The organism is Streptomyces sp. NPDC018693, assembly GCF_044391385.1.
Classification (GTDB): domain Bacteria; phylum Actinomycetota; class Actinomycetes; order Streptomycetales; family Streptomycetaceae; genus Streptomyces.
In genome coordinates this window covers 675,845-695,477 of the sequence record NZ_JBIRZZ010000001.1, presented here as the reverse complement: position 1 = coordinate 695,477, position 19,633 = coordinate 675,845, and the positions used below count along the sequence as shown (strand labels likewise).

The 19,633-nt window shown below is 72.7% G+C and carries 12 protein-coding genes; 5 read left to right on the top strand and 7 right to left on the bottom strand.

Features of this window, described 5'->3' with window-relative positions; translation table 11 throughout:
* Positions 1-161: 161 nt before the first annotated feature.
* Positions 162-902 carry a GNAT family N-acetyltransferase gene (locus tag ACH5AC_RS03300; RefSeq protein ID WP_398859867.1) on the top strand — a complete coding sequence of 247 codons (741 nt, stop codon included), beginning with the start codon at positions 162-164 and terminating at the stop codon, positions 900-902.
* Here ACH5AC_RS03300 and ACH5AC_RS03295 read toward each other — a convergent pair.
* Complete coding sequence (locus ACH5AC_RS03295; protein WP_398859866.1) at positions 796-1,530, bottom strand: rhomboid-like protein; 735 nt, start codon at positions 1,528-1,530, stop codon at positions 796-798. The two genes, ACH5AC_RS03300 and ACH5AC_RS03295, sit on opposite strands and share 107 nt — an antisense overlap.
* 172 nt (positions 1,531-1,702) lie before the next feature.
* Between ACH5AC_RS03295 and ACH5AC_RS03290 the strand changes: the two genes are divergently transcribed.
* From ACH5AC_RS03290 to ACH5AC_RS03275, 4 genes are all read left to right on the top strand, one after another.
* Positions 1,703-2,380, top strand: coding sequence for a spermidine synthase (locus ACH5AC_RS03290; protein ID WP_398859865.1), 678 nt, complete (start codon positions 1,703-1,705; stop codon positions 2,378-2,380).
* 135 nt (positions 2,381-2,515) lie between these two features.
* Positions 2,516-3,256 (top strand): response regulator transcription factor, encoded by a 741-nt coding sequence (locus ACH5AC_RS03285; RefSeq protein WP_398859864.1) that lies wholly within the window; start codon positions 2,516-2,518, stop codon positions 3,254-3,256.
* Entirely contained in the window at positions 3,253-4,377 is a 1,125-nt protein-coding gene (locus tag ACH5AC_RS03280) for an ATP-binding protein (protein WP_398859863.1), read from the top strand. The genes ACH5AC_RS03285 and ACH5AC_RS03280 overlap by 4 nt, the downstream gene beginning before the upstream one ends.
* 228 nt (positions 4,378-4,605) lie before the next feature.
* On the top strand, positions 4,606-8,424 hold the full coding sequence (locus tag ACH5AC_RS03275; protein ID WP_398859862.1) for a multifunctional oxoglutarate decarboxylase/oxoglutarate dehydrogenase thiamine pyrophosphate-binding subunit/dihydrolipoyllysine-residue succinyltransferase subunit: 3,819 nt from the start codon (positions 4,606-4,608) through the stop codon (positions 8,422-8,424).
* Positions 8,425-8,490: 66 nt separating this feature from the next.
* Here ACH5AC_RS03275 and fxsT read toward each other — a convergent pair whose 3' ends face one another.
* The 6 genes from fxsT to ACH5AC_RS03245 form a co-directional block, all read right to left on the bottom strand.
* On the bottom strand, positions 8,491-11,502 hold the full coding sequence (gene fxsT, locus ACH5AC_RS03270; RefSeq protein ID WP_398859860.1) for an FxSxx-COOH system tetratricopeptide repeat protein: 3,012 nt from the start codon (positions 11,500-11,502) through the stop codon (positions 8,491-8,493).
* Positions 11,503-11,681: 179 nt separating this feature from the next.
* Positions 11,682-12,710, bottom strand: a complete 1,029-nt coding sequence (locus ACH5AC_RS03265) for an aKG-HExxH-type peptide beta-hydroxylase (RefSeq protein WP_398859859.1) — start codon at positions 12,708-12,710, stop codon at positions 11,682-11,684.
* Between the two features lie 878 nt (positions 12,711-13,588).
* Positions 13,589-14,740 carry an FxsB family cyclophane-forming radical SAM/SPASM peptide maturase gene (locus ACH5AC_RS03260; RefSeq protein ID WP_398859858.1) on the bottom strand — a complete coding sequence of 384 codons (1,152 nt, stop codon included), beginning with the start codon at positions 14,738-14,740 and terminating at the stop codon, positions 13,589-13,591.
* Between the two features lie 154 nt (positions 14,741-14,894).
* Entirely contained in the window at positions 14,895-15,056 is a 162-nt protein-coding gene (gene fxsA, locus ACH5AC_RS03255) for an FxSxx-COOH cyclophane-containing RiPP peptide (protein ID WP_398859857.1), read from the bottom strand.
* A 31-nt stretch (positions 15,057-15,087) separates the two neighbouring features.
* A complete protein-coding gene (locus ACH5AC_RS03250; protein WP_398859856.1) occupies positions 15,088-18,510 on the bottom strand; it encodes an SAV_2336 N-terminal domain-related protein in 3,423 nt (1,140 codons plus the stop codon).
* Between the two features lie 7 nt (positions 18,511-18,517).
* Positions 18,518-19,540, bottom strand: a complete 1,023-nt coding sequence (locus ACH5AC_RS03245) for an AAA family ATPase (protein WP_398859855.1) — start codon at positions 19,538-19,540, stop codon at positions 18,518-18,520.
* Positions 19,541-19,633: the final 93 nt, after the last annotated feature.

Genomic DNA, 19,633 nt, shown 5'->3' with positions numbered 1-19,633 from the left:
CAGTCAAGTTGAGCTATGCCGACTCAATGCATGTGAGCCGCGGAATGTTCCCAGTCCCCTGTTCGCCGTGAGCGATCAAGGCTGTGAAGGGGGGCAACTGAGCACATATGGTCGGCTGAGTAACAGGCACACAGCCGATTGGGTCATTACCGAGGTGGGGCATGGACGGAACCGTACGGGCATGGGTGGACGGCTGGGTCGTGTCGCGCGGTGCCGCACCGCCGGTGCCCGAGCCCTGGGGAGTGACCATCGACGTCGGACAGGCCGGGCATGTCACCCGCCATGTCCTCGGCGCGGTGAACGACGACGTCGACGAGGCGACCGTACGGAAGGTCGCGGGCGCGGTGACCGGATCGGGCGTCTGGCTCAAGGTCTTCCGGCACCCGGCGGTGGTCTCCCGCTGGCTGGGCCCCGACTGGTGGATCGACCCGGAACCGGGCTACCTGATGACCCTCCCCCTGCCCCCGGCCGCCGCCCCGCCCCCGCCCCCGCCCGGCTACCGCCCGCGCACCTGGACCCGGGGCGGCGTCACCCGGGTCCTCGTCGCCGCCGAGGACGGCTCCCTCGCCGCACGCGGCCAGGTCGCCACGACCGGCGCCACGGCGGTCGTCGACCAGATCGAGACGACACCGGCCCACCGTCGCCGCGGCCTCGCCCACTTCGTGATGCGCACCCTCCAGACAACGGCCGCCGGACAGGGCGCGGAGCGCTGTGTCCTGGGCGGCACACCGGCGGGCCGCGCCCTGTACGAGTCCCTGGGCTGGACGGTGACGGCACCGCTGACGAGCGCGAAGTTCACCGGGGCGCCCGAAGGCCGACTCCCGGACGCCGCAGCGTCCGCCAGGTCGCCACGCCGATCGCCAGGGCGATCAGGTGACCCCAGTTGGTCAGCGGGTCGGTGAGGGCGAGCAGGTCCTGGATCAGCAGCGCGGTGCACGCGGCGAGCAGGGGCCGGCCCAGCCAGGGGCGCAGGAGGCCGGTCAGCGCGCCGGCGCATGCGGCGACGCCGTAGCTGACGCCGTAGTCGAGGCGGTGCAGGGAGCTGTCGGGGAGGTGGCCGACGAGGACGGCGAGGCCGACCGGGATCTGGGTGGCGAGGGTGGCCAGCGTGTGGCCGAGGAGGAAGACGCCGGCCGTGCGCAGGGCGCCCACGCGGCGCTCCAGCGCGGTCAGGACGACGAGGAAGGCGAGCGTGAACGGCGAGGCGAGACCCCCGGACACCCACAGGGCGCTGGCCACCAGGACCAGCACCGGCGTCCGGAGCAGGTGGGCCACGTCCGTGCTGGAGCCCTGGTGCAGGGCCGCGACCAGGGCGGGGTCGGCGTGGTCGGCGACGTAGGACGTGACGGCGAGGACGGCGGTGTAGCCGAGGGTGAAGGGGACGGGTATCCGGCGCCACAGCGGGCGGCGGGGTTCGGGGGCGGGCTCCGGCGGCGGCGCGGGTGCCGGTGTGCGCTGCCGTGGCACGCCGTTCAACAGCGTGGTCACGTCCTCGCTCGACGGCGTGGTCACGTCCTCGGTCCGTTCCACGAGAGGCGCTCCTTCCGGTTGCCTTCACCCTCGGTGCCGCACCCGCCCGCTGTCTGTGACCGACGCCACCCGCGCGGCGATTCTCAGAAACCTCTCAACGAGGGTCTTCGCACATTCGGATGACAGGGGAAATTCCCTCAACGATCCGTCAGGAAAGTGCCAGGATGGACTGATGCTCACCTCTTACGACACCCCCGTCGTCCTGGACCGTCGTGAGGGCCCCCACGGCGAGGTGGTGCTGCGCCGGCACGGGGAGTTGCTCCAGATCATCGCCAACGGCTGCTTCCTGATGGACACTTCCGACGGCCGCTCGGAGCGGCTGCTGGTCGACACCGCGCTGGGCGCGCTCGACGGGCGTCCGGCACCGCGGGTGCTGATCGGCGGCCTGGGCGTGGGGTTCTCGCTCGCGCACGCGGCCGCGAACCCGCGCTGGGGCGGGATCACGGTCGTGGAGCGTGAGGCCGCGGTCATCGACTGGCATCGCGACGGTCCGCTCGGCGCGCTGTCGCAGGAAGCGCTCGCCGACCCACGCGTCACCGTCGTACACGACGATCTGCTCGTTTACCTCAATGAGACATCGGACACGTACGACGCCCTGTGCCTCGACATCGACAACGGCCCCGGCTGGACCGTCACCGACGGCAACGGCGGACTGTACTCGCCGGCCGGACTCGCGGACTGCGCAAGGGTGTTGAGATCCGGCGGCGTCCTCGCGGTGTGGTCGGCGCAGCCGTCTCCGGAATTCGAGGGAAGCTTGGGGAATGCCGGGTTCACTCAGGTGCGTACCGAAGAGATCCCCGTTGCCCGAGGCGTGCCGGACGTCGTGCACCTCGCCGTCCGACCTGGATAGCAATGCCGTGGTGACTCCGGGTACGTTGCTGCCCTGACGCCGATCATTCATGCGTCAACCGCAGTCATGCGCAGACAGGGGCGCAGGCAAGGGATCACCCCACTGATTCCGGAAAGCACACCTCAGGGGCGGGCGATGGAGCAGACACACACCTCGCACAGCGGCACGACGACGGCTTCCCCGGGCGCCCAGCGCCGCGTTCTGGTCGTCGAGGACGACCCGACGATCGTCGACGCCATCGCGGCCCGCCTGCGCGCCGAGGGATTCCTCGTGCAAACGGCGGGAGACGGTCCGGCGGCGGTCGACACGGCCGAGGCATGGCAGCCGGACCTGCTGATCCTCGACATCATGCTGCCCGGCTTCGACGGTCTGGAGGTCTGCCGGCGCGTGCAGGCCCAACGGCCGGTACCGGTTCTGATGCTGACCGCCCGCGACGACGAGACCGACATGCTGGTCGGGCTCGGCGTGGGCGCCGACGACTACATGACCAAGCCGTTCTCGATGCGGGAGCTGGCCGCGCGGGTGCATGTGCTGCTGCGGCGCGTGGAGCGGGCCACGCTGGCGGCCGCGACGCCGCGCTCCGGCATCCTGCGCCTGGGCGAGCTGGAGATCGACCACGCGCAGCGGCGGGTGCGGGTGCGCGCGGAGGACGTGCACCTGACGCCGACCGAGTTCGACCTGCTGGTCTGCCTGGCGAACACACCGCGCGCGGTGCTCTCCCGTGAGCAGCTGCTGGCGGAGGTGTGGGACTGGGCCGACGCGTCCGGCACCCGTACCGTCGACAGCCACATCAAGGCGCTGCGGCGGAAGATCGGCGCCGAGCGGATCCGCACGGTGCACGGCGTGGGCTACGCGCTGGAGACACCGGCGCCATGACCGGCGGGCCGGACGGACCGAGAAGCCTCAACGATCCGAGAACCCCCGCGGAGCCCTTCGGAGGCGTGCGCCCGTTCTCGATCAAGACCAAGCTGGGCGCGCTGGTCGTCACCTCGGTGCTGATCACCACCGGCCTGTCGGTGATCGCGGTGCAGACCAAGACGGAGCTGCGCTTCATCACGGTCTTCTCGATGATCGCCACACTGCTCATTACGCAGTTCGTGGCGCATTCGCTCACCGCGCCGCTGGACGACATGAACACGGTGGCCCGGTCCATCTCGCAGGGCGACTACACACGCCGGGTCCGCGAGAACCGCCGTGACGAGCTGGGCGACCTGGCCCAGACGATCAATGCCATGGCCGATGAGCTGGAGGCCCAGGACCGCCAGCGAAAAGAGCTGGTGGCGAATGTCTCGCACGAGCTGCGCACCCCCATCGCGGGCCTGCGGGCCGTCCTGGAGAACGTGGTCGACGGCATCGCCGAGGCCGACCCGGAGACCATGCGCACCGCGCTGAAGCAGACCGAGCGCCTCGGCCGCCTCGTGGAGACGCTGCTGGACCTGTCCCGCCTGGACAACGGCGTGGTACCGCTGCGCAAGCGGCGGTTCGAGGTGTGGCCGTATCTGTCGGGGGTGCTGAAGGAGGCCAACATGGTCGCCTCCGCGCGCGCGGGCATGGCCTCGGGCTCCGGCAGCCACACCCGTACGGACGTCCATCTGCACCTGGACGTGTCGCCGCCGGAGCTGACCGCGCACGCGGATCCGGAGCGCATCCACCAGGTGGTGGCGAATCTCATCGACAACGCGGTCAAGCACAGCCCGCCGCACGGGCGGGTCATGGTGAAGGCACGCCGCGGGGCGCAGCCGGAGTCGCTGGAGCTGGAGGTCCTGGACGAGGGTCCGGGCATTCCGCGGTCGGAGTGGCGCCGCGTGTTCGAGCGGTTCAACCGGGGCGCGGTCAGCCGGCCGCACGGCCCCGGCAGCGACGGCGGCACGGGACTGGGGCTGGCGATCGCCCGCTGGGCGGTGGATCTGCACGGGGGCAGGATCGGGGTGGCCGAATCCGAGCGAGGATGCCGGATTCTTGTCACGCTTCCGGGGGAGCCGTCCGCGTCAAGTTGACGTAAAGTTCGATCAAGGTTCGCATCCGTGGGGTGCCGGACCTGCACTGTCGTACTCGTTTCACAGCGGAACCCCGCTTGTTTCCCGCCATTTCCGGCGCCGAAACACGGTCCTCGATGTGACTTACGCGACGATGCGGTGGCCCGACCTGACCTTCCTGGTCTTGGAGGCGTAGCCTTTATTCCCGCTGTCCATCACCTTGTGAAGCGGAAGAGGGCGGTTGCCGCCGTGTCGCCACAGTCCCCCAGTAACGCATCGAGCGCCCCGACGACCGAAGCGGACCAAGCGGGCAAGAACCCCGCTGCCGCGTTCGGTCCCAACGAGTGGCTCGTCGACGAGATCTATCAGCAGTACCTCCAGGACCCGAATTCGGTAGACCGAGCCTGGTGGGACTTCTTCGCCGACTACAAGCCGGGGGCCGCGAACGCCTCGGCTCCGGCGGGTACCGCGGCCGCGGGGGCCGCGGGGACCACCTCCACGGCCCCGGCCGCACCCGCCGCCCCGGCCGCGCCCGCGGCTCCGGCGGTTCCCGCACCGGCCCCGGCCGCCCCGAAGCCCGCGGCCGCCGCGCCCGCCCCGGCCCCGGCTGCCGCCCCGGCCAAGCCGGCCGCCGCCAAGCCCGCCGCCGCGAAGCCGGCCGCCGCCGCCCCGAAGGCCGCGCCCGCCACCGGAGCCCCGGAGGGCCCCGAGCTGGTCACCCTGCGTGGCCCGGCCGCCGCGGTCGCGAAGAACATGAACGCCTCGCTGGAGCTGCCGACCGCCACCTCGGTCCGCGCGGTCCCGGTGAAGCTGCTGTTCGACAACCGCATCGTCATCAACAACCACCTCAAGCGGGCGCGCGGCGGGAAGATCTCCTTCACGCACCTCATCGGCTTCGCGATGGTCCAGGCCATCAAGGCGATGCCGTCGATGAACTGGTCGTTCGGCGAGAAGGACGGCAAGCCGACCCTCGTCAAGCCGCCGCACGTCAACCTCGGCCTGGCCATCGACCTGGTGAAGCCCAACGGCGACCGCCAGCTCGTCGTGGCCGCCATCAAGAAGGCCGAGACGCTGAACTTCTTCGAGTTCTGGCAGGCATACGAGGACATCGTCCGTCGCGCCCGCGACAACAAGCTGACGATGGACGACTTCACCGGCGTCACCGTCTCGCTGACCAACCCCGGCGGCCTCGGCACCGTCCACTCCGTGCCGCGTCTGATGCCCGGCCAGTCGGTCATCATGGGCGTCGGCTCCATGGACTACCCGGCCGAGTTCCAGGGCACCTCCCAGGACACGCTGAACAAGCTGGGCATCTCCAAGGTCATGACGCTGACGTCGACCTACGACCACCGGGTCATCCAGGGCGCCGCCTCCGGCGAGTTCCTGCGCCAGGTCGCCAACCTGCTCCTCGGCGAGAACGGCTTCTACGACGACGTCTTCAAGTCGCTGCGCATCCCCTACGAGCCGGTCCGCTGGCTCAAGGACATCGACGCCTCGCACGACGACGACGTCACCAAGGCCGCCCGCGTCTTCGAGCTGATCCACTCCTACCGGGTCCGCGGCCACGTCATGGCCGACACCGACCCGCTGGAGTACCAGCAGCGCAAGCACCCCGACCTGGACATCACCGAGCACGGCCTCACCCTGTGGGACCTGGAGCGGGAGTTCGCCGTCGGCGGCTTCGCCGGCAAGTCGATGATGAAGCTGCGCGACATCCTCGGCGTGCTGCGCGACTCGTACTGCCGCACCACCGGCATCGAGTTCATGCACATCCAGGACCCCAAGCAGCGCAAGTGGATCCAGGACCGCGTCGAGCGCCCGCACTCCAAGCCGGAGCGCGAGGAGCAGCTGCGCATCCTGCGCCGCCTGAACGCCGCCGAGGCGTTCGAGACCTTCCTGCAGACGAAGTACGTCGGCCAGAAGCGCTTCTCCCTGGAGGGCGGCGAGTCGGTCATCCCGCTGCTGGACGCGGTCCTGGACAGCGCGGCGGAGTCCCGGCTCGACGAGGTCGTCATCGGCATGGCCCACCGCGGCCGCCTGAACGTGCTCGCGAACATCGTCGGCAAGTCGTACGCCCAGATCTTCCGCGAGTTCGAGGGCAACCTCGACCCGAAGTCGATGCACGGCTCCGGCGACGTGAAGTACCACCTGGGCGCCGAGGGCACCTTCACCGGCCTGGACGGCGAGCAGATCAAGGTCTCCCTGGTCGCGAACCCCTCGCACCTGGAGGCGGTGGACCCGGTCCTGGAGGGCGTCGCCCGCGCCAAGCAGGACATCATCAACAAGGGCGGCACGGACTTCACCGTCCTGCCGGTGGCGATCCACGGCGACGCGGCCTTCGCGGGCCAGGGCGTGGTGGCCGAGACCCTGAACATGTCGCAGCTGCGCGGCTACCGCACCGGCGGCACGGTCCACATCGTCATCAACAACCAGGTCGGCTTCACGGCCGCCCCGGAGTCGTCCCGCTCGTCGATGTACGCGACGGACGTGGCGAGGATGATCGAGGCCCCGATCTTCCACGTGAACGGCGACGACCCCGAGGCCGTCGTGCGCGTCGCCCGTCTGGCCTTCGAGTTCCGCCAGGCGTTCAACAAGGACGTGGTGATCGACCTCCTCTGCTACCGCCGCCGCGGTCACAACGAGTCGGACAACCCGGCCTTCACCCAGCCGCTGATGTACGACCTGATCGACAAGAAGCGCTCGGTGCGCAAGCTCTACACCGAGTCCCTCATCGGTCGCGGCGACATCACCCTGGAAGAGGCCGAGCAGGCGCTGCAGGACTACCAGGGCCAGCTGGAGAAGGTCTTCACGGAGGTCCGCGAGGCCACCGCGCAGCCGGCCGCCGCCGCGGGCTCCGACCCGCAGGAGGGCTTCCCGGTCGCGGTCCCGACCGCGGTCTCCACCGAGGTCGTCAAGCGGATCGCCGAGTCCCAGGTCAACATCCCCGACCACATCACCGTCCACCCGCGTCTGCTGCCGCAGCTGCAGCGCCGGGCGACGATGGTCGAGGACGGCACCATCGACTGGGGCATGGGCGAGACCCTCGCCGTCGGCTCCCTCCTCCTGGAGGGCGTCCCGGTCCGCCTCGCCGGCCAGGACTCCCAGCGCGGTACGTTCGGCCAGCGCCACGCGGTGATCATCGACCGGGAGACCGGCGAGGAGTACACGCCGCTGCAGTACCTCTCCGAGGACCAGGCGCGGCTCAACGTCTACAACTCCCTGCTCTCCGAGTACGCGGCCATGGGCTTCGAGTACGGCTACTCGCTGGCCCGCCCGAACGCGCTCGTGATGTGGGAGGCCCAGTTCGGTGACTTCGTCAACGGCGCCCAGACGGTCGTGGACGAGTTCATCTCCTCGGCCGAGCAGAAGTGGGCCCAGACGTCCGGCGTCGTCCTGCTGCTGCCGCACGGCTACGAGGGCCAGGGCCCGGACCACTCGTCCGCCCGCCCGGAGCGCTTCCTCCAGCTGTGCGCGCAGAACAACATGACCGTCGCCATGCCGACGCTCCCGTCGAACTACTTCCACCTCCTGCGGTGGCAGGTGCACAACCCGCACCACAAGCCGCTGGTGGTCTTCACCCCGAAGTCGATGCTGCGCCTGAAGGCCGCCGCGTCGAAGGCGGAGGAGTTCACCGCGGGCGGCTTCCGTCCGGTCATCGGCGACACGTCGGTCGACCCGGCGGCCGTGAAGAAGGTCGTCTTCTGCGCGGGCAAGGTCTACTACGACCTGGAGGCCGAGCGGGTCAAGCGCGGTGTCACGGACACGGCCATCATCCGTATCGAGCGTCTGTACCCGCTGCCGGGTGCCGAGCTCCAGGCGGAGATCGCCAAGTACCCGAACGCCGAGAAGTACCTGTGGGCCCAGGAGGAGCCGGCCAACCAGGGCGCCTGGCCGTTCATCGCCCTGAACCTGATCGACCACCTGGACCTGGCGGTCGGCGCGGACATCCCGGCCGGCGAGCGCCTGCGCCGCATCTCGCGGCCGCACGGCTCGTCCCCGGCCGTCGGCTCCGCCAAGCGCCACCAGGCCGAGCAGGAGCAGCTGGTGCGTGAGGTGTTCGAGGCGTAAGCCCGACACCGGCCTGTCGAAAGGGCCCGGCCGCGGAGAGATTCCGGGGCCGGGCCCTTCGGCGTGTCATGTCGCCTGGGGTTCGAAGTCCCAGTACGGGCGGTTGCGGGAGCGCGCCGAGATGGTGTGGACGTGCTGCTTGCCCAGGGTCGCCTCCAGGTCGGACAGCGCCTCCTGCTCGACCTTCTCGGCCTGCTGCCGGTCGCGCAGACCGCGCAGGTCGGCCGCGTGGGCCACCCGGGCGGACAGGGTTTGAGGATGGGTGCGGCCCAGGCTCTCGATGGCGCGGGTGACGGTGTCCCGGCTGAGCGCGGCCGCGCCCTCGGTGTCGCCGACCAGGTTGCGCAGGGCGGAGGCGTTGATGGCGACACCCAGGGTGTAGGGGTGGGTCTCGCCGACCGCGGCGGTCATGTCGGCGAGGGCCTCCTCGACGAGGACGTGCGCCTGGTCGCGTTCGCCGACGCTGCGCAGGATCAGCGCGTGGTTGGCACGGGCCCCGGCGATGAACGGGTGCCCGGCGACGAGCAGCTGCTCATAGCGGGCCATGACGGACTCACTGGCCTCGCGGGCCTGGTCGATGTCGCCGAACTCGCGGGCGAAGCAGCTCTGGCTGACGGCGGCGGCCAGGGTCTCCGCGTGCCGGTCGCCGAGCTTGCGCTCGTAGCGCTCCAGGACGCGGGTGAGCAGGGCACCGGCGCCGGGCCGGTCGCCGGCGCGCAGCCGGCACAGCGCCAGGTTGTGCTCGGCGCGCAGGGTCTGCGGATTGTCGCCGCCCAGCACGAGCCGGCACTCGCGGACGTTCTTCGCCTGGATGGACTCGGCCTCGGTGTAGCGGCCCAGCAGCCGCAGCCCGATGGCGTAGGAGACCTCCGAGAGCAGCGCCCAGGGGTGGCGGGCCTTGAGGACCCGGCGGCGCAGCTCCAGGGTCGTCTTGTCGATGTCCAGGGCGTCCTGGTAGCGGCCGAGCAGCCGGTGGGCGAAGCCCAGGTTGTTCAGCGCGTTGAGGGTGCGGGAGTCCTCCTCGCCGAGGAGGTCGCGGTAGGTGGGGTACAGCCACTGGTAGAGCTCCAGGGCCTCGTCGTAGCGGCCGAGCCCCCACAGGTCGGCGCCGAGGCCGTTGACGGCCCGCAGATAGTCGAGGTCCCGGTCGCCGCGCTCCTCGCGGAGGTGGTCGGCGGCCTGCCGTTCCAGGGCCTCGGTGCGTTCGTAGTCGCCGGAGGAGCGCAGCAGGTTGGCGTAGTGGTAGGTGAGTTCCCAGATGCGGGGGTGGTGCTCGCCGAGGGAGGACCGCCAGGCCCGCAGGGCGCGTTCGCCGAGCTTGACGCCGGAGGTGTACTCGCCGGCGAAGTACATGTAGCGCAGGCAGTTGAGGACCAGGCGCTGCACCCGGGCGTCCTGGCTCTTCAGCACGTCGGCGTACTTCAGGTGCGGCACGATCTCGGCGTACGAGTCCCACAGGCGGGTGTCGGTGGCCCGGCCGGGGTCGGCGGCGGCCAGGGCGCGCCGCACGACGTCGATGAACTCCTGCCGGTCCGCGTCCGGCATGTCCTTGCGGACGATCTGGTGGACCATGCGGTGCAGGTACAGCGACTCGCCTGAGGCGGACGAGCCGGGCTCACCGGACGACTCGTGGGACTCCAGGCGCACCACGGAGTACTGGCGCAGCTGGTTGATCGCCCGGTTCCACAGCAGCGGGTCCTGGAGCAGCCCGACGAGCTGTTCGGGCAGTTCGTCGTGCGGCATGTCCTTCAGCAGGCGTACGGGGACGAAGCCGGGCGCGAAGAACGTGCACAGGCGGAGCAGGTCGACCGACTCGGGGACGGTCTCACGGAGTTTGTTCAGCAGTATCGACCACGCGGTCTGGAAGGCCAGCGGGAAGTCGGCGGACACCTTGACGACGTCCTGGTCGATGCCGCCCTCCAGCAGGCCGATGTAGTCCTCGACGGACAGGTCGGAGTCGTTGAGCCAGCCGGCCGTCTGGTCAAGGAGCAGCGGCAGGTCCTCCAGGGCCTCGGCGAGCTGGTCGGCCTCCGCCTCGGTCAGCCGGGGCGCGCGGCGCCGGATGAAGGCGACGGACTCGTCACGGGCGTACACCGGGACCTGCATCAGCTGGCTGTTGTGCTCGCCCCACTGCGGATTGCGGGAGGTGATCAGGACGTGGCCGGGGCCGGTGGGGACGAGGTCCCAGATCTGGTCGGGGTCGTCGGCGCCGTCCAGGATCAGCAGCCAGCGGGAGAAGGGCTCGCCCCGGCGCAGCGCGTCGCGCACCGCGCGCAGCCGCTCGCCGTACTCGGCGCCGGTGGACAGGCCGAGTTTCGGGGCGAGTTCGGCGAGCAGCCGGCGGTACGACACGCGCTTCTCGGCGTTGATCCACCACACGACGTCGTACTCGGAGCTGAACCGGTACACGTACTCGGCGGCGAGCTGGGTCTTCCCGACGCCCGACATGCCGTACATCGTGAGGACGCCGGCGCCGGGCTCGCTGCCGTGCAGCAGGTGGTACGCGTCGTTGAGGAGCGGCTCGCGGCCGGTGAAGCGGGTGTTGCGGCGCGGGACGTTGCCCCACACCTCGGGCATGGCGGACGGGAAGCGGGGTGCGCGGCGGCCGTCGGCGAGCTCCGGCAGCGGCTCGTACGCCAGATCGAGGCGTTCGACGAGGCGGCGCTCGGCCTCCTCGGGGCCGATGTTGACCAGGTCGACGGGGGCCAGGGCGGCGATGGCGGTGGGCACGGGTGCGGTGGTGACCGAGACGGCCGCGAAACGGGACGCGTCCGGGGCGACGACCTCACGCAGCGCCGCGTTCCACTCCTCGAAGGTGCGCGGGCCGAGCCGGAAGTACCAGTCGCTGACCAGCATGAGGACGCGGCCGTCGGCCAGCGCCAGGTCGCGCAGCAGGTCGGTCAGCGGGACCTCCGGTGGCGCGTCCCAGCGCAGATACACCACGCGCAGGCCGCGCCGCTCCAGACGGTCGCCGATCCAGGCCGCCCAGGCGCGGTTGAACCCGGCGAAACTGATCGTGACGGTCTGCCGCGCGGCCCCCCTCTCGACTGACCCGACCGGCCTACGAGTTCCAGACATGCAGCGGCCTCCCGCACGAGATTTTAGAAGCTGGGCACGGCTCCTACCAGATGGGCAACGACCCCTACCTCCCCACGCAACGGATCACTCACACGACTGGCTCAGCCACGCACTGCAGGGGTGCGGGTCTGTGAACCACCACGCACCCGCACCCGCGAACGGACTGACCGTCCCGAGCTCTATACGCGCTGCGCCCACAGACGACGGGCGGTACGAACATACTCACGGGCGCGTACACGGTGCGCTCGCGGAGCGGGACTGTCGGCCATCCGCTCATGCGCGGCCACCATGACCTCCACGAACCGCCGCCCAGGCGGAGTGAGTTCGTCGGAGCCGACGAGCGCGGGCAGCGCGGCACCGACCTGCGCGTGCAGACGCGCGAACTGACCCCAGTCCGTGTCGAGGTGCGCCCGGTCCGTGCCGTCGAGGGCGCGGCGCTGGTAGAAGTCGGCGAGCGCCAGATGCGCGTAGGCGCCCTGGAGGAGGCCGTCGTACGGTCGCGGGTCGGGCCGCCAGGGTGCGAAGTGCCGGGCGCGGTCGTCGGCGTGATGCAGCGGCACCATGTCGCTGACCACGGCGAGTTTTGCGTGGTGGAGTTCGTGCACCAGGGTCGCGGCGAGGCGGGCCGCGTCGGGCGGGGTGCTGCTGAGCACGGCTCCGAACGCCTCCCGCCGGGTCGCGCTGCACGACCCGCGGGTGCGCTCCTCGGCGGAGGTCCCGTCGGGCAGGGCGAGCGGCACCAGGCAGCGCAGCAGGGTGACCGTCTCGGTGAGCCGCTGCTCACCGCCGAGCCGCAGCGCCGCGGCCGTGCCCGACCACGCCTGGAGCCAGTGCTTGCGCTCGGCGTCGTCGAGGGTGGCGGGGCCGGTCAGCCCGTAGCACTGCGGGTCGCCGTGCGCGGCGCGGTACGGGTCGAGGTCGTCCAGGGGCAGCGGGGTGCCGCCCGGCAGCAGGGCGGGCAGGGCGTACGCCGGTGTCCAGGCCCGCGAGTCGGACCAGGCCCCGAAGTCCCCCTCCAGCCGGACGACGACGTCCACCGCACCCGGCCGACGCAGGGTCAGCCGCCCCTGCCGGTGCACGACGTCGACGGGCACCGGTTGGGTCCCGTCCAGGTGCAGCGCCCCGATGGCCGGCAGCACGAGCTGCCCGCCGTGAGCGGTGAGCCGCAGCGCGAAGGGCACCCCGGCGCGAGCGGCGACCGCGGCCACAACAGCACTGAAGTACGCCAGATCCTCAGCAAGTTCCCGCCTGCACCGCTCCCACTCACCTACGGAGCCCACCCCGAACGACCCGGGAACGGCATCGGCCACCACCGAACCCACAGAATCCGCGACACCCGCCGACCCCACATAGCCCCCGGCACCCGCCGACCCCGCATAGCCCCCGGCACCCGCCGGTCCCGCATAGCCTGCCGCAGCCGCCGATCCCGCGTAGCCTGCGGCACCCGCCGATCCCGCATAGCCCCCGGCACCCGCCGACCCCGCATAGCCCCCGGCACCCGCCGACCCCGCATGGCCTGCCGCAGCCGCCGATCCCGCATAGCCTGCGGCACCCGCCGGCCCCGCATAGCCTGCCGCAGCCGCCGACCCCGCATAGCCTGCCGCAGCCGCCGACCCCGCATAGCCCGCGGCACCCGCCGATCCCGCGTAGCCTGCGGGCAGTCGTGCCGCTGGGGCGGCACGGGTGGGCGCAGGCGGCACCCCGTCAGCGCCGGGCTGCGCGACCTCCCCCCGGCCCGCTCCCAGGTCGCCCCCAGTGCCCCCCGGCGCCAGCCCCTGAAGGCAGCGCCGTGCCCAGGGGCCGAGCAGGGGATGGCCCAGGGCGGTGCGGACCGGGGAGTGCCAGGGGGCACCGGGTGGCGAGGTAAGGGCCTCCGTTTCCGCCAGGAGGGCCCAGTCCTCGCGGAGGCGGTCCCGGGCGGCGGGTGGGCAGATGCCGCGGTCGGCCGACTCGGCCGCGTCGAGGACGGCCCGAAGCAGCAGCAGCCGTCGGGTGTCCTGATCGCGGATGAGGAGGGCAAGGGTCTCGGGGCCGCCTCCGGTGCCGCCGAGTTCGGCGAGGGCGAAGTCGGTGAGCGGCGGAAATATCACGGAGTGCCTCCTTCGGCCGAGGAGGAGACCGGTGCGGGGACCTCCTCGGTGAGCCGTCGCGCCACGTGCCGGATGAAGCGCTGGAGGTCGGTGCAGTACACGGACGGGTTGGCGAAGCCGTGCCCGGCACGGTAGCGGTGCGCGTACTGGCCGCCGCCGCAGACGCGCAGCAGGGGGCAGGCCCGGCAGGTGGCGCCCAGCGCGTCCGCGCCCGCCTGCCGTGCCGCCACCGCCGGATGGCGCAGCGCCTCGTCGAAGGTGTGCCGGAAGACGTCGAGGCCGGTCTCGGCCGCTCCGTCGTAGGCCGATTTCAGGGAGTCGACCTGCTCGATCGAACCGTCGGTCTCGACGACCACCGTGTCGAAGGGCGCGAGCCCCAGCGGCTCGACCGCGACGGGCCGCCCCAGCAGCAGCGCGACGCACGCCTCGAACAGCCGGACCCTGGTCTCCCGCCGCCCGGCCCCCCACCAGCGGTCGAAGACGGCGCACAGCCACCGCCCGTAGCGGTCCCCGTCCAGGTGCGGCGGCGGCGTCGACCAGTTGCCGTGCGGCAGGAGCAGGTCCAGGGCGGGAGGGCGCAGGGTGAGCAGTGACTCGTAGGTCTCGACCGGGTCCAGCGTCGGGTCGACGACGGTGAGGACGCCCGCGTACGACGCCGGGAAGCGGTCGGCGAGCAGCCGTACCCCGCGTGACGCGGCGGCCCAGGACGGGCGTCCGGCGTGGTCGACGCGGCGCGTGTTGTGGCCGGGCAGCCCGCCGTCGAGGCTGACGCCGACGCGGATCCCGGCGGCGGCGAGGGTGGCGAGACGGTCCTCGGTGAGCAGGGTGGCGTTCGTCTGGACCGCCGCGTGGACGGTCGTGCCGTGCGGGACGCGGTCACGGACCAGGGAGGTGAAGCGGGCGAGCCGGCCGGCGCCGGCCAGCAGGGGTTCGCCGCCGTGCAGCACCAGGGAGAGGTCCGGGCGGCCGTGGGCGCGCGCGTGCTCGGCGATCCGGGTCGCGGTGCGGTCCAGTACGGCCGGGGAGGCGGCCGCGGGGCGGCCGCGCCAGGTCCGGTCGGGTCCCTCGTAGAGGTAGCAGTAGCGGCAGGCGAGATTGCAGCGGCCGTGCACCTTGACGATGAACTGCCGGAAGGGGAAGGAGGCCATGCCGTACGACACTCCGTCACCCCCTGCCCAAGGCACGCCGTCTCTGGCCGCATTCCCGGGCGGGGCACCCGCAAAGCACATCCCTCGCGAACGCATGCTCCGAAGAGGCAACTTGACCGAATCACGTCGCCCCTTGACGCCCACCGGGTCCGGTTCAGAACGCGCTGCCGTACCCCCAGAGCATCTCGCCGGGCTGTGCGGCCCGTTCGCGCAGATCCTCCAGCACCTCGCGCAGCACAGGATGCTCGACCGTCCTCAGGTCGGCCAGGCTCAGGCCCAGTACGTCCCCGAGCGGCTCCTCCGGCTCCGCACTCATCGGCGCGCTCCCTCCCTCGTCGCTGTTGTCGTCATTCCAGCTCCGCGAGCCTGCGCGTCGTGTCCTCGGCGGTGGGCCCGGCCGTGCCGGTCCAGCCGTCCGGCAGCCGCTGCCACTCCGTCCGTGCGGTGCGGTACGCCTCGCGGGCGGCGCGCGGGCGTGCGGCCGCCTCATAGGTCCTACCCCGCCAGTGGTGCGCCTGAGCGCACAGTTCGACGGCCTCCTGCCGCGACCGCTCGGTCTCGGCCCGCTCCTCGGCCTCCCGCGCGGACTCCGCCGCGTCCCGGAAGGCGTCCACGGCGGCATCCAGCCGGGTGGGCCGGTGCAGGCTCCGGTAGACCTCGAAGTGGGCGCGGCCGAGGGCGAGCCGGCAGCGGGCGGCGAGCAGCGCGTCGTCCGCCGCTGCCGCCGCCAGCCCGAAGAGGTGCTCGGCCTCCCTCAGGTCCACGGGGTCGCCGCGGGTGCCGTAGCGGGCCATCAGCGCCCGGCCCAGCAGGAACAGCCGGTGGGCGAGCCGGGGGTCACCGGAGGGCGTCTCGGTGCGGCACTCCCGCAGCACACGGATCGCCCGGGACAGCGGTCCGAGCGCCCGGCCCCCGCTCTCCGGGCGGGCCAGCCGCAGCAGGGCCTCGCCCCACTCGGCGAGGACGTCGGCGTGCGCGGGCGCGTCCCGGGGCATGCTGGCGGCGGCCAGCTCGAACCGGTCGGCGGCGGTGTGCAGGGCGCGCGGGTCACCGGTCTCGGTGTGCCGGGCGGCGGCGATGCGCCCGGCGCGCACCAGCAGGGCGGACCGCAGGGCGCGCTCGCGGGTGAGGCGCAGGGCGTCGTCGACCCGGTCCTGGGCCTCGTCCAGCGGGCCGCCGGACTTCAACAGCGCGTCGACCAGATCCAGATGGACCCGGACCCGCTCCCGCACGGGCTGGTCGGTGTCCGCCTCGGCGGCGGTCTCCAGGGCGTCGCGCAGCGAGCGGGCCGCCTGGTCGGCGTGGCCGCGGGCCTGCTCGGGGTCGGGGGTGGCGTCGGCGAGGCGGAGCAGGATCCGGCCGTGGGCGAGGGGCAGTTCGGGCGGGCGCCGGCGACGGTCCGGCCAGGCGTCGGCGAACGCCTCCAGCATGCCGACGGCGCCCTGCAGCAGCGCGGCGTCGCCGCCGAGCCGCCACTGGGTCTCCAGCGCGCCCACGCGTTCCAGGGTGAGTTCCAGTGCCTCGTCCTCCGTGAGGCCGGGGGCGGCGCAGGCCACCGCGTACTCGCGGTCGGCGCGGCTGAGCAGGTCCAGCGCGCCGTGCTGGTCACCGCGCCGGCGGCGGTCCACGGCGGCGGCGCGCAGCACCCGGGCGAGCACGGCACGCTCCCGCAGCGCGTGCGGGTGGGCGACGGCCCGCTCGGCGGCCCGCTCCGCCTCCCGCAGCAGCTCGGGCCCGCCCTGCACCTCCCACAGCCGCAGGGTGCTGTGCGCGTACTGCGCCCACAGCTCGGGGTCGGCGCCCTGCGGCCGCTCGTGCTCGGTGGCGCCGCGCAGCAGCTGCACGGCGTCGATGAGGTCCTGCACCATGCCCTCGTCGTCGAACCGCGCGACCAGGAAGCGGGCCCGGACGACGGCCTGGTGGGTGGGCCGCTCCTCGGGTGCCGCCCCGGCGGCGGCCCGTGCGCCGTACACCGCGAACTGCTCCGGCAGCGGCATGAACCGCTCCAGGACCCGCACGGCGACCTCCGCGAAGGGCTGCGGCACGAGGGTCACGTCGCCGTTGTCGCCGGGGTAGGCGCCGCCGGGCGCGTACGGCCGCCCCGAGCCGCCGTTGCCGAGCTGGGCCAGGGCGAGGGCGGGGAAGTTGGGGCCGCCCTTGCCGTAGCGCTGCTCGATGTACTCCGAGCAGTGCTTGAGGACGAGTACGGCCTCGTCGCGGCCGAGGGTGGACAGCAGCGCCTCCTGCACGTCGGGCTGCATCTCGTACCACTGGGCGCCGTCGTCGCCGTGGTCCTCGCCGGCGCGGGTGACCAGTCCGCTGAGCAGCACCTCGGCCAGCTCGGAGGGGCCGGAACCGGGGAGCATGGTGCGCTGCACGAGCTGCATCACCGGCAGGCACAGCGGAGCCGCCGCGAGGTAGACGGCGAGCCGGCCGGCGTCCGGAGAGGCGGTGGAGCGGAACCGGCCGACGCGCTCCACCCACGACAGGGAGCGGGCGGCGGAACCGGCCGGGGCGGGCGGCTGGTCGGCGCGCACCCAGCCGACGGCTCCGTCGACCGGCGCGGAGCCGGCCCCCGACAGCAGGCGCGCCCAGGAGCCGAGCGCGGCCGGGTCGGGCGGCAGCACCGGCAGCGGCAGCCCGGCGGTCCGGCGGTGTCCCCCCGGCGTGCGCACCCGCAGCACGGCCGCCCCGCCCAGCGACTCACCGCGGGTGAGCTCGCCGTACGTCACCGGCAGCCGGGTCCGGCTCCACAGGCGCTGCGGGAGCGGCTGGAGCACGGCGGCGGGCGCCTGCCGGGCCAGGTGGTGCAACAGCCGGTGGGCCTGCCCGCTGCGCCACAGCGGTCCCGCGCAGTCGCTGACCAGGAGCGTGATCCGGCGCCCGGTGGGGTCGCTGAGCCGGTCGGCGGCGTGCAGCGGAGCGGCGTGGGCGTCCGGGCTCCGGCTGATGACCGGCTCCCCCTCCGGTCCCTCGTGCAGATGGCTGACCTGGACGTCCCCGAACGCCCCCAACTGTGCGAACACACCCTCCAGTTCGGCGAACAGACGCTCCCACACCCGCATCGACGGCGAGGCGTCCAGCACCAGCTGCAACCTGGTGTCCCCGCGGGTCACGGCCCGGTACACGGGCATCACCAACCCACCGGCACGGGCACTCAGCTCGGCCGTCGCCACCTCGTCCAGTTCCTTGTGCAGCGGCGGCGCCGGACTCCGGTACCCCTGCAACGGCCGCAGCGCACGCTGCAGTTCCAGCGTCGCGGGCAGCACCGGCGCGGCGGGCACCCCGATCGGCAGCGCCGCCCCGCCCTGCCCCTGCGCCGCGTCCGCCCGCGCCGCCCGCCCCCGGGTCGGCGGATACAACGCCACCCGCCCCTCGCTCCCCGCCTCGTACACCGGCGGTTCACTCACCTCCGGCCGCGCCTCGTCCCGCGCGCCCCGCCCCGGCTCCCGCCGCCCGTCTCCTCCCGGCCTCTCCTCCCGCCCCGGCCGCCGCCCACCGTCACGACCCCCCGGCTCTCCCTCCTCGGCCTCCGGCCCCACCCCCGGCCGCAACCACCGCGCCAGCCACAACGCATCACTCAGCCCCTCGGCATCCGGATCCATCCCGCCCTGCCGAAGCCGAGCCACCAGTTCGGCGATGGGGTCAGGGGGCGAGCCGCCGGAGGAACTGGGCTCACCTCCGGCGCACACCGCAGGCGCGGTGGGGGCGGGTCGGTTCGGGGTGTGGTCGGGGTCCGTCGGGCCGTGGCGGGGGGCTGCGTCCGGCATCAGCGGCTCACCTCGGGCGGTCGAGCCGCTGGATGAGCAGGTCGGCGAGGCGGTCGCGGCTGGGCGGGGCGGCCGCGGCGGTGAGGTGGATGGCGTTCAGGAGCTGGTCCGCCGCGAGGAGTTCGGTGCGCGAACGCTCCAGGAAGCGGGTGATCAGGTCGTCGCCGGCCCGCGCCGCCTCGTCTCCGAGGTGCGCCCGTACGAAGGTGGCGAGCCGGTTGTGGTCGGGCCGCCCCAGCTCCAGATGGATGCAGCGCCGCATCAGCGGTGCCGGGAAGTCGCGCTCGCCGTTGCTGGTCAGGACGACGAACGGAAAGGCCCGGCAGCGCACCCGCCCGTCCCGCACCCGCACCTTGGTGCCGTCGGCGGTGAGCACCTCCGCCTCCCCGTCCGGCAACCGGTCGGCGACGCGCTGGAGCTCCGGTATCTCGAACTCGCCCTCCTCCAGCACGTTCAGCAGGTCGTTGGGCAGGTCGATGTCGCTCTTGTCCAGCTCGTCTATGAGCAGCACGCGCGGTGTGTCGGAGGGAAGGAGGGCGGTTCCGAGCGGCCCGAGACGGATGTAGCTGCCGAGGCTCTCCACCGCGCCGGGGCTGCCGGCCGCCGCCCCGAAGCCGCCCTGCGCGGCGATCTGCACGTCCTGGAGGCGGGCGATGGCGTCGTAGTGGTAGAGCCCGTCCCCCAGGGTGGAGCGGCTGACGATGGACCAGCGCAGCACCTCGCCCAGCCCCAGCTCGTACGCCACCGAGTGGGCCAGTGTGCTCTTGCCCGCGCCGGGGCTGCCGGTGACCAGCAGCGGGCGGCGCAGATACAGCGCCGCGTTGATCATCTCCAGCTCCTCGGCGCCCGGCCGGTGCAGCTCCGCCAGATGCCGGTGCGCGCCGAGCCGGCGGTCCTGGGAGCCGTCGCCGGGCCCGGCCGCGTCCCGGCCGGAGAAGTCGCGCCAGGGCGGCGGCGGGGGCAGCCGGTCCATCCCGTCGTGGGGTTCGCCGGCGCCTCGGTAGATGAGCCACTCATTGGAATCGGTCATGGTCCGGTCCTCGTGTCGTCAACTCGTCAACTCGTCCATGGCAGCCGTCGAACGTGCATCACGGTATCGATCCCCGGGGGGCCTGGTAAGAGG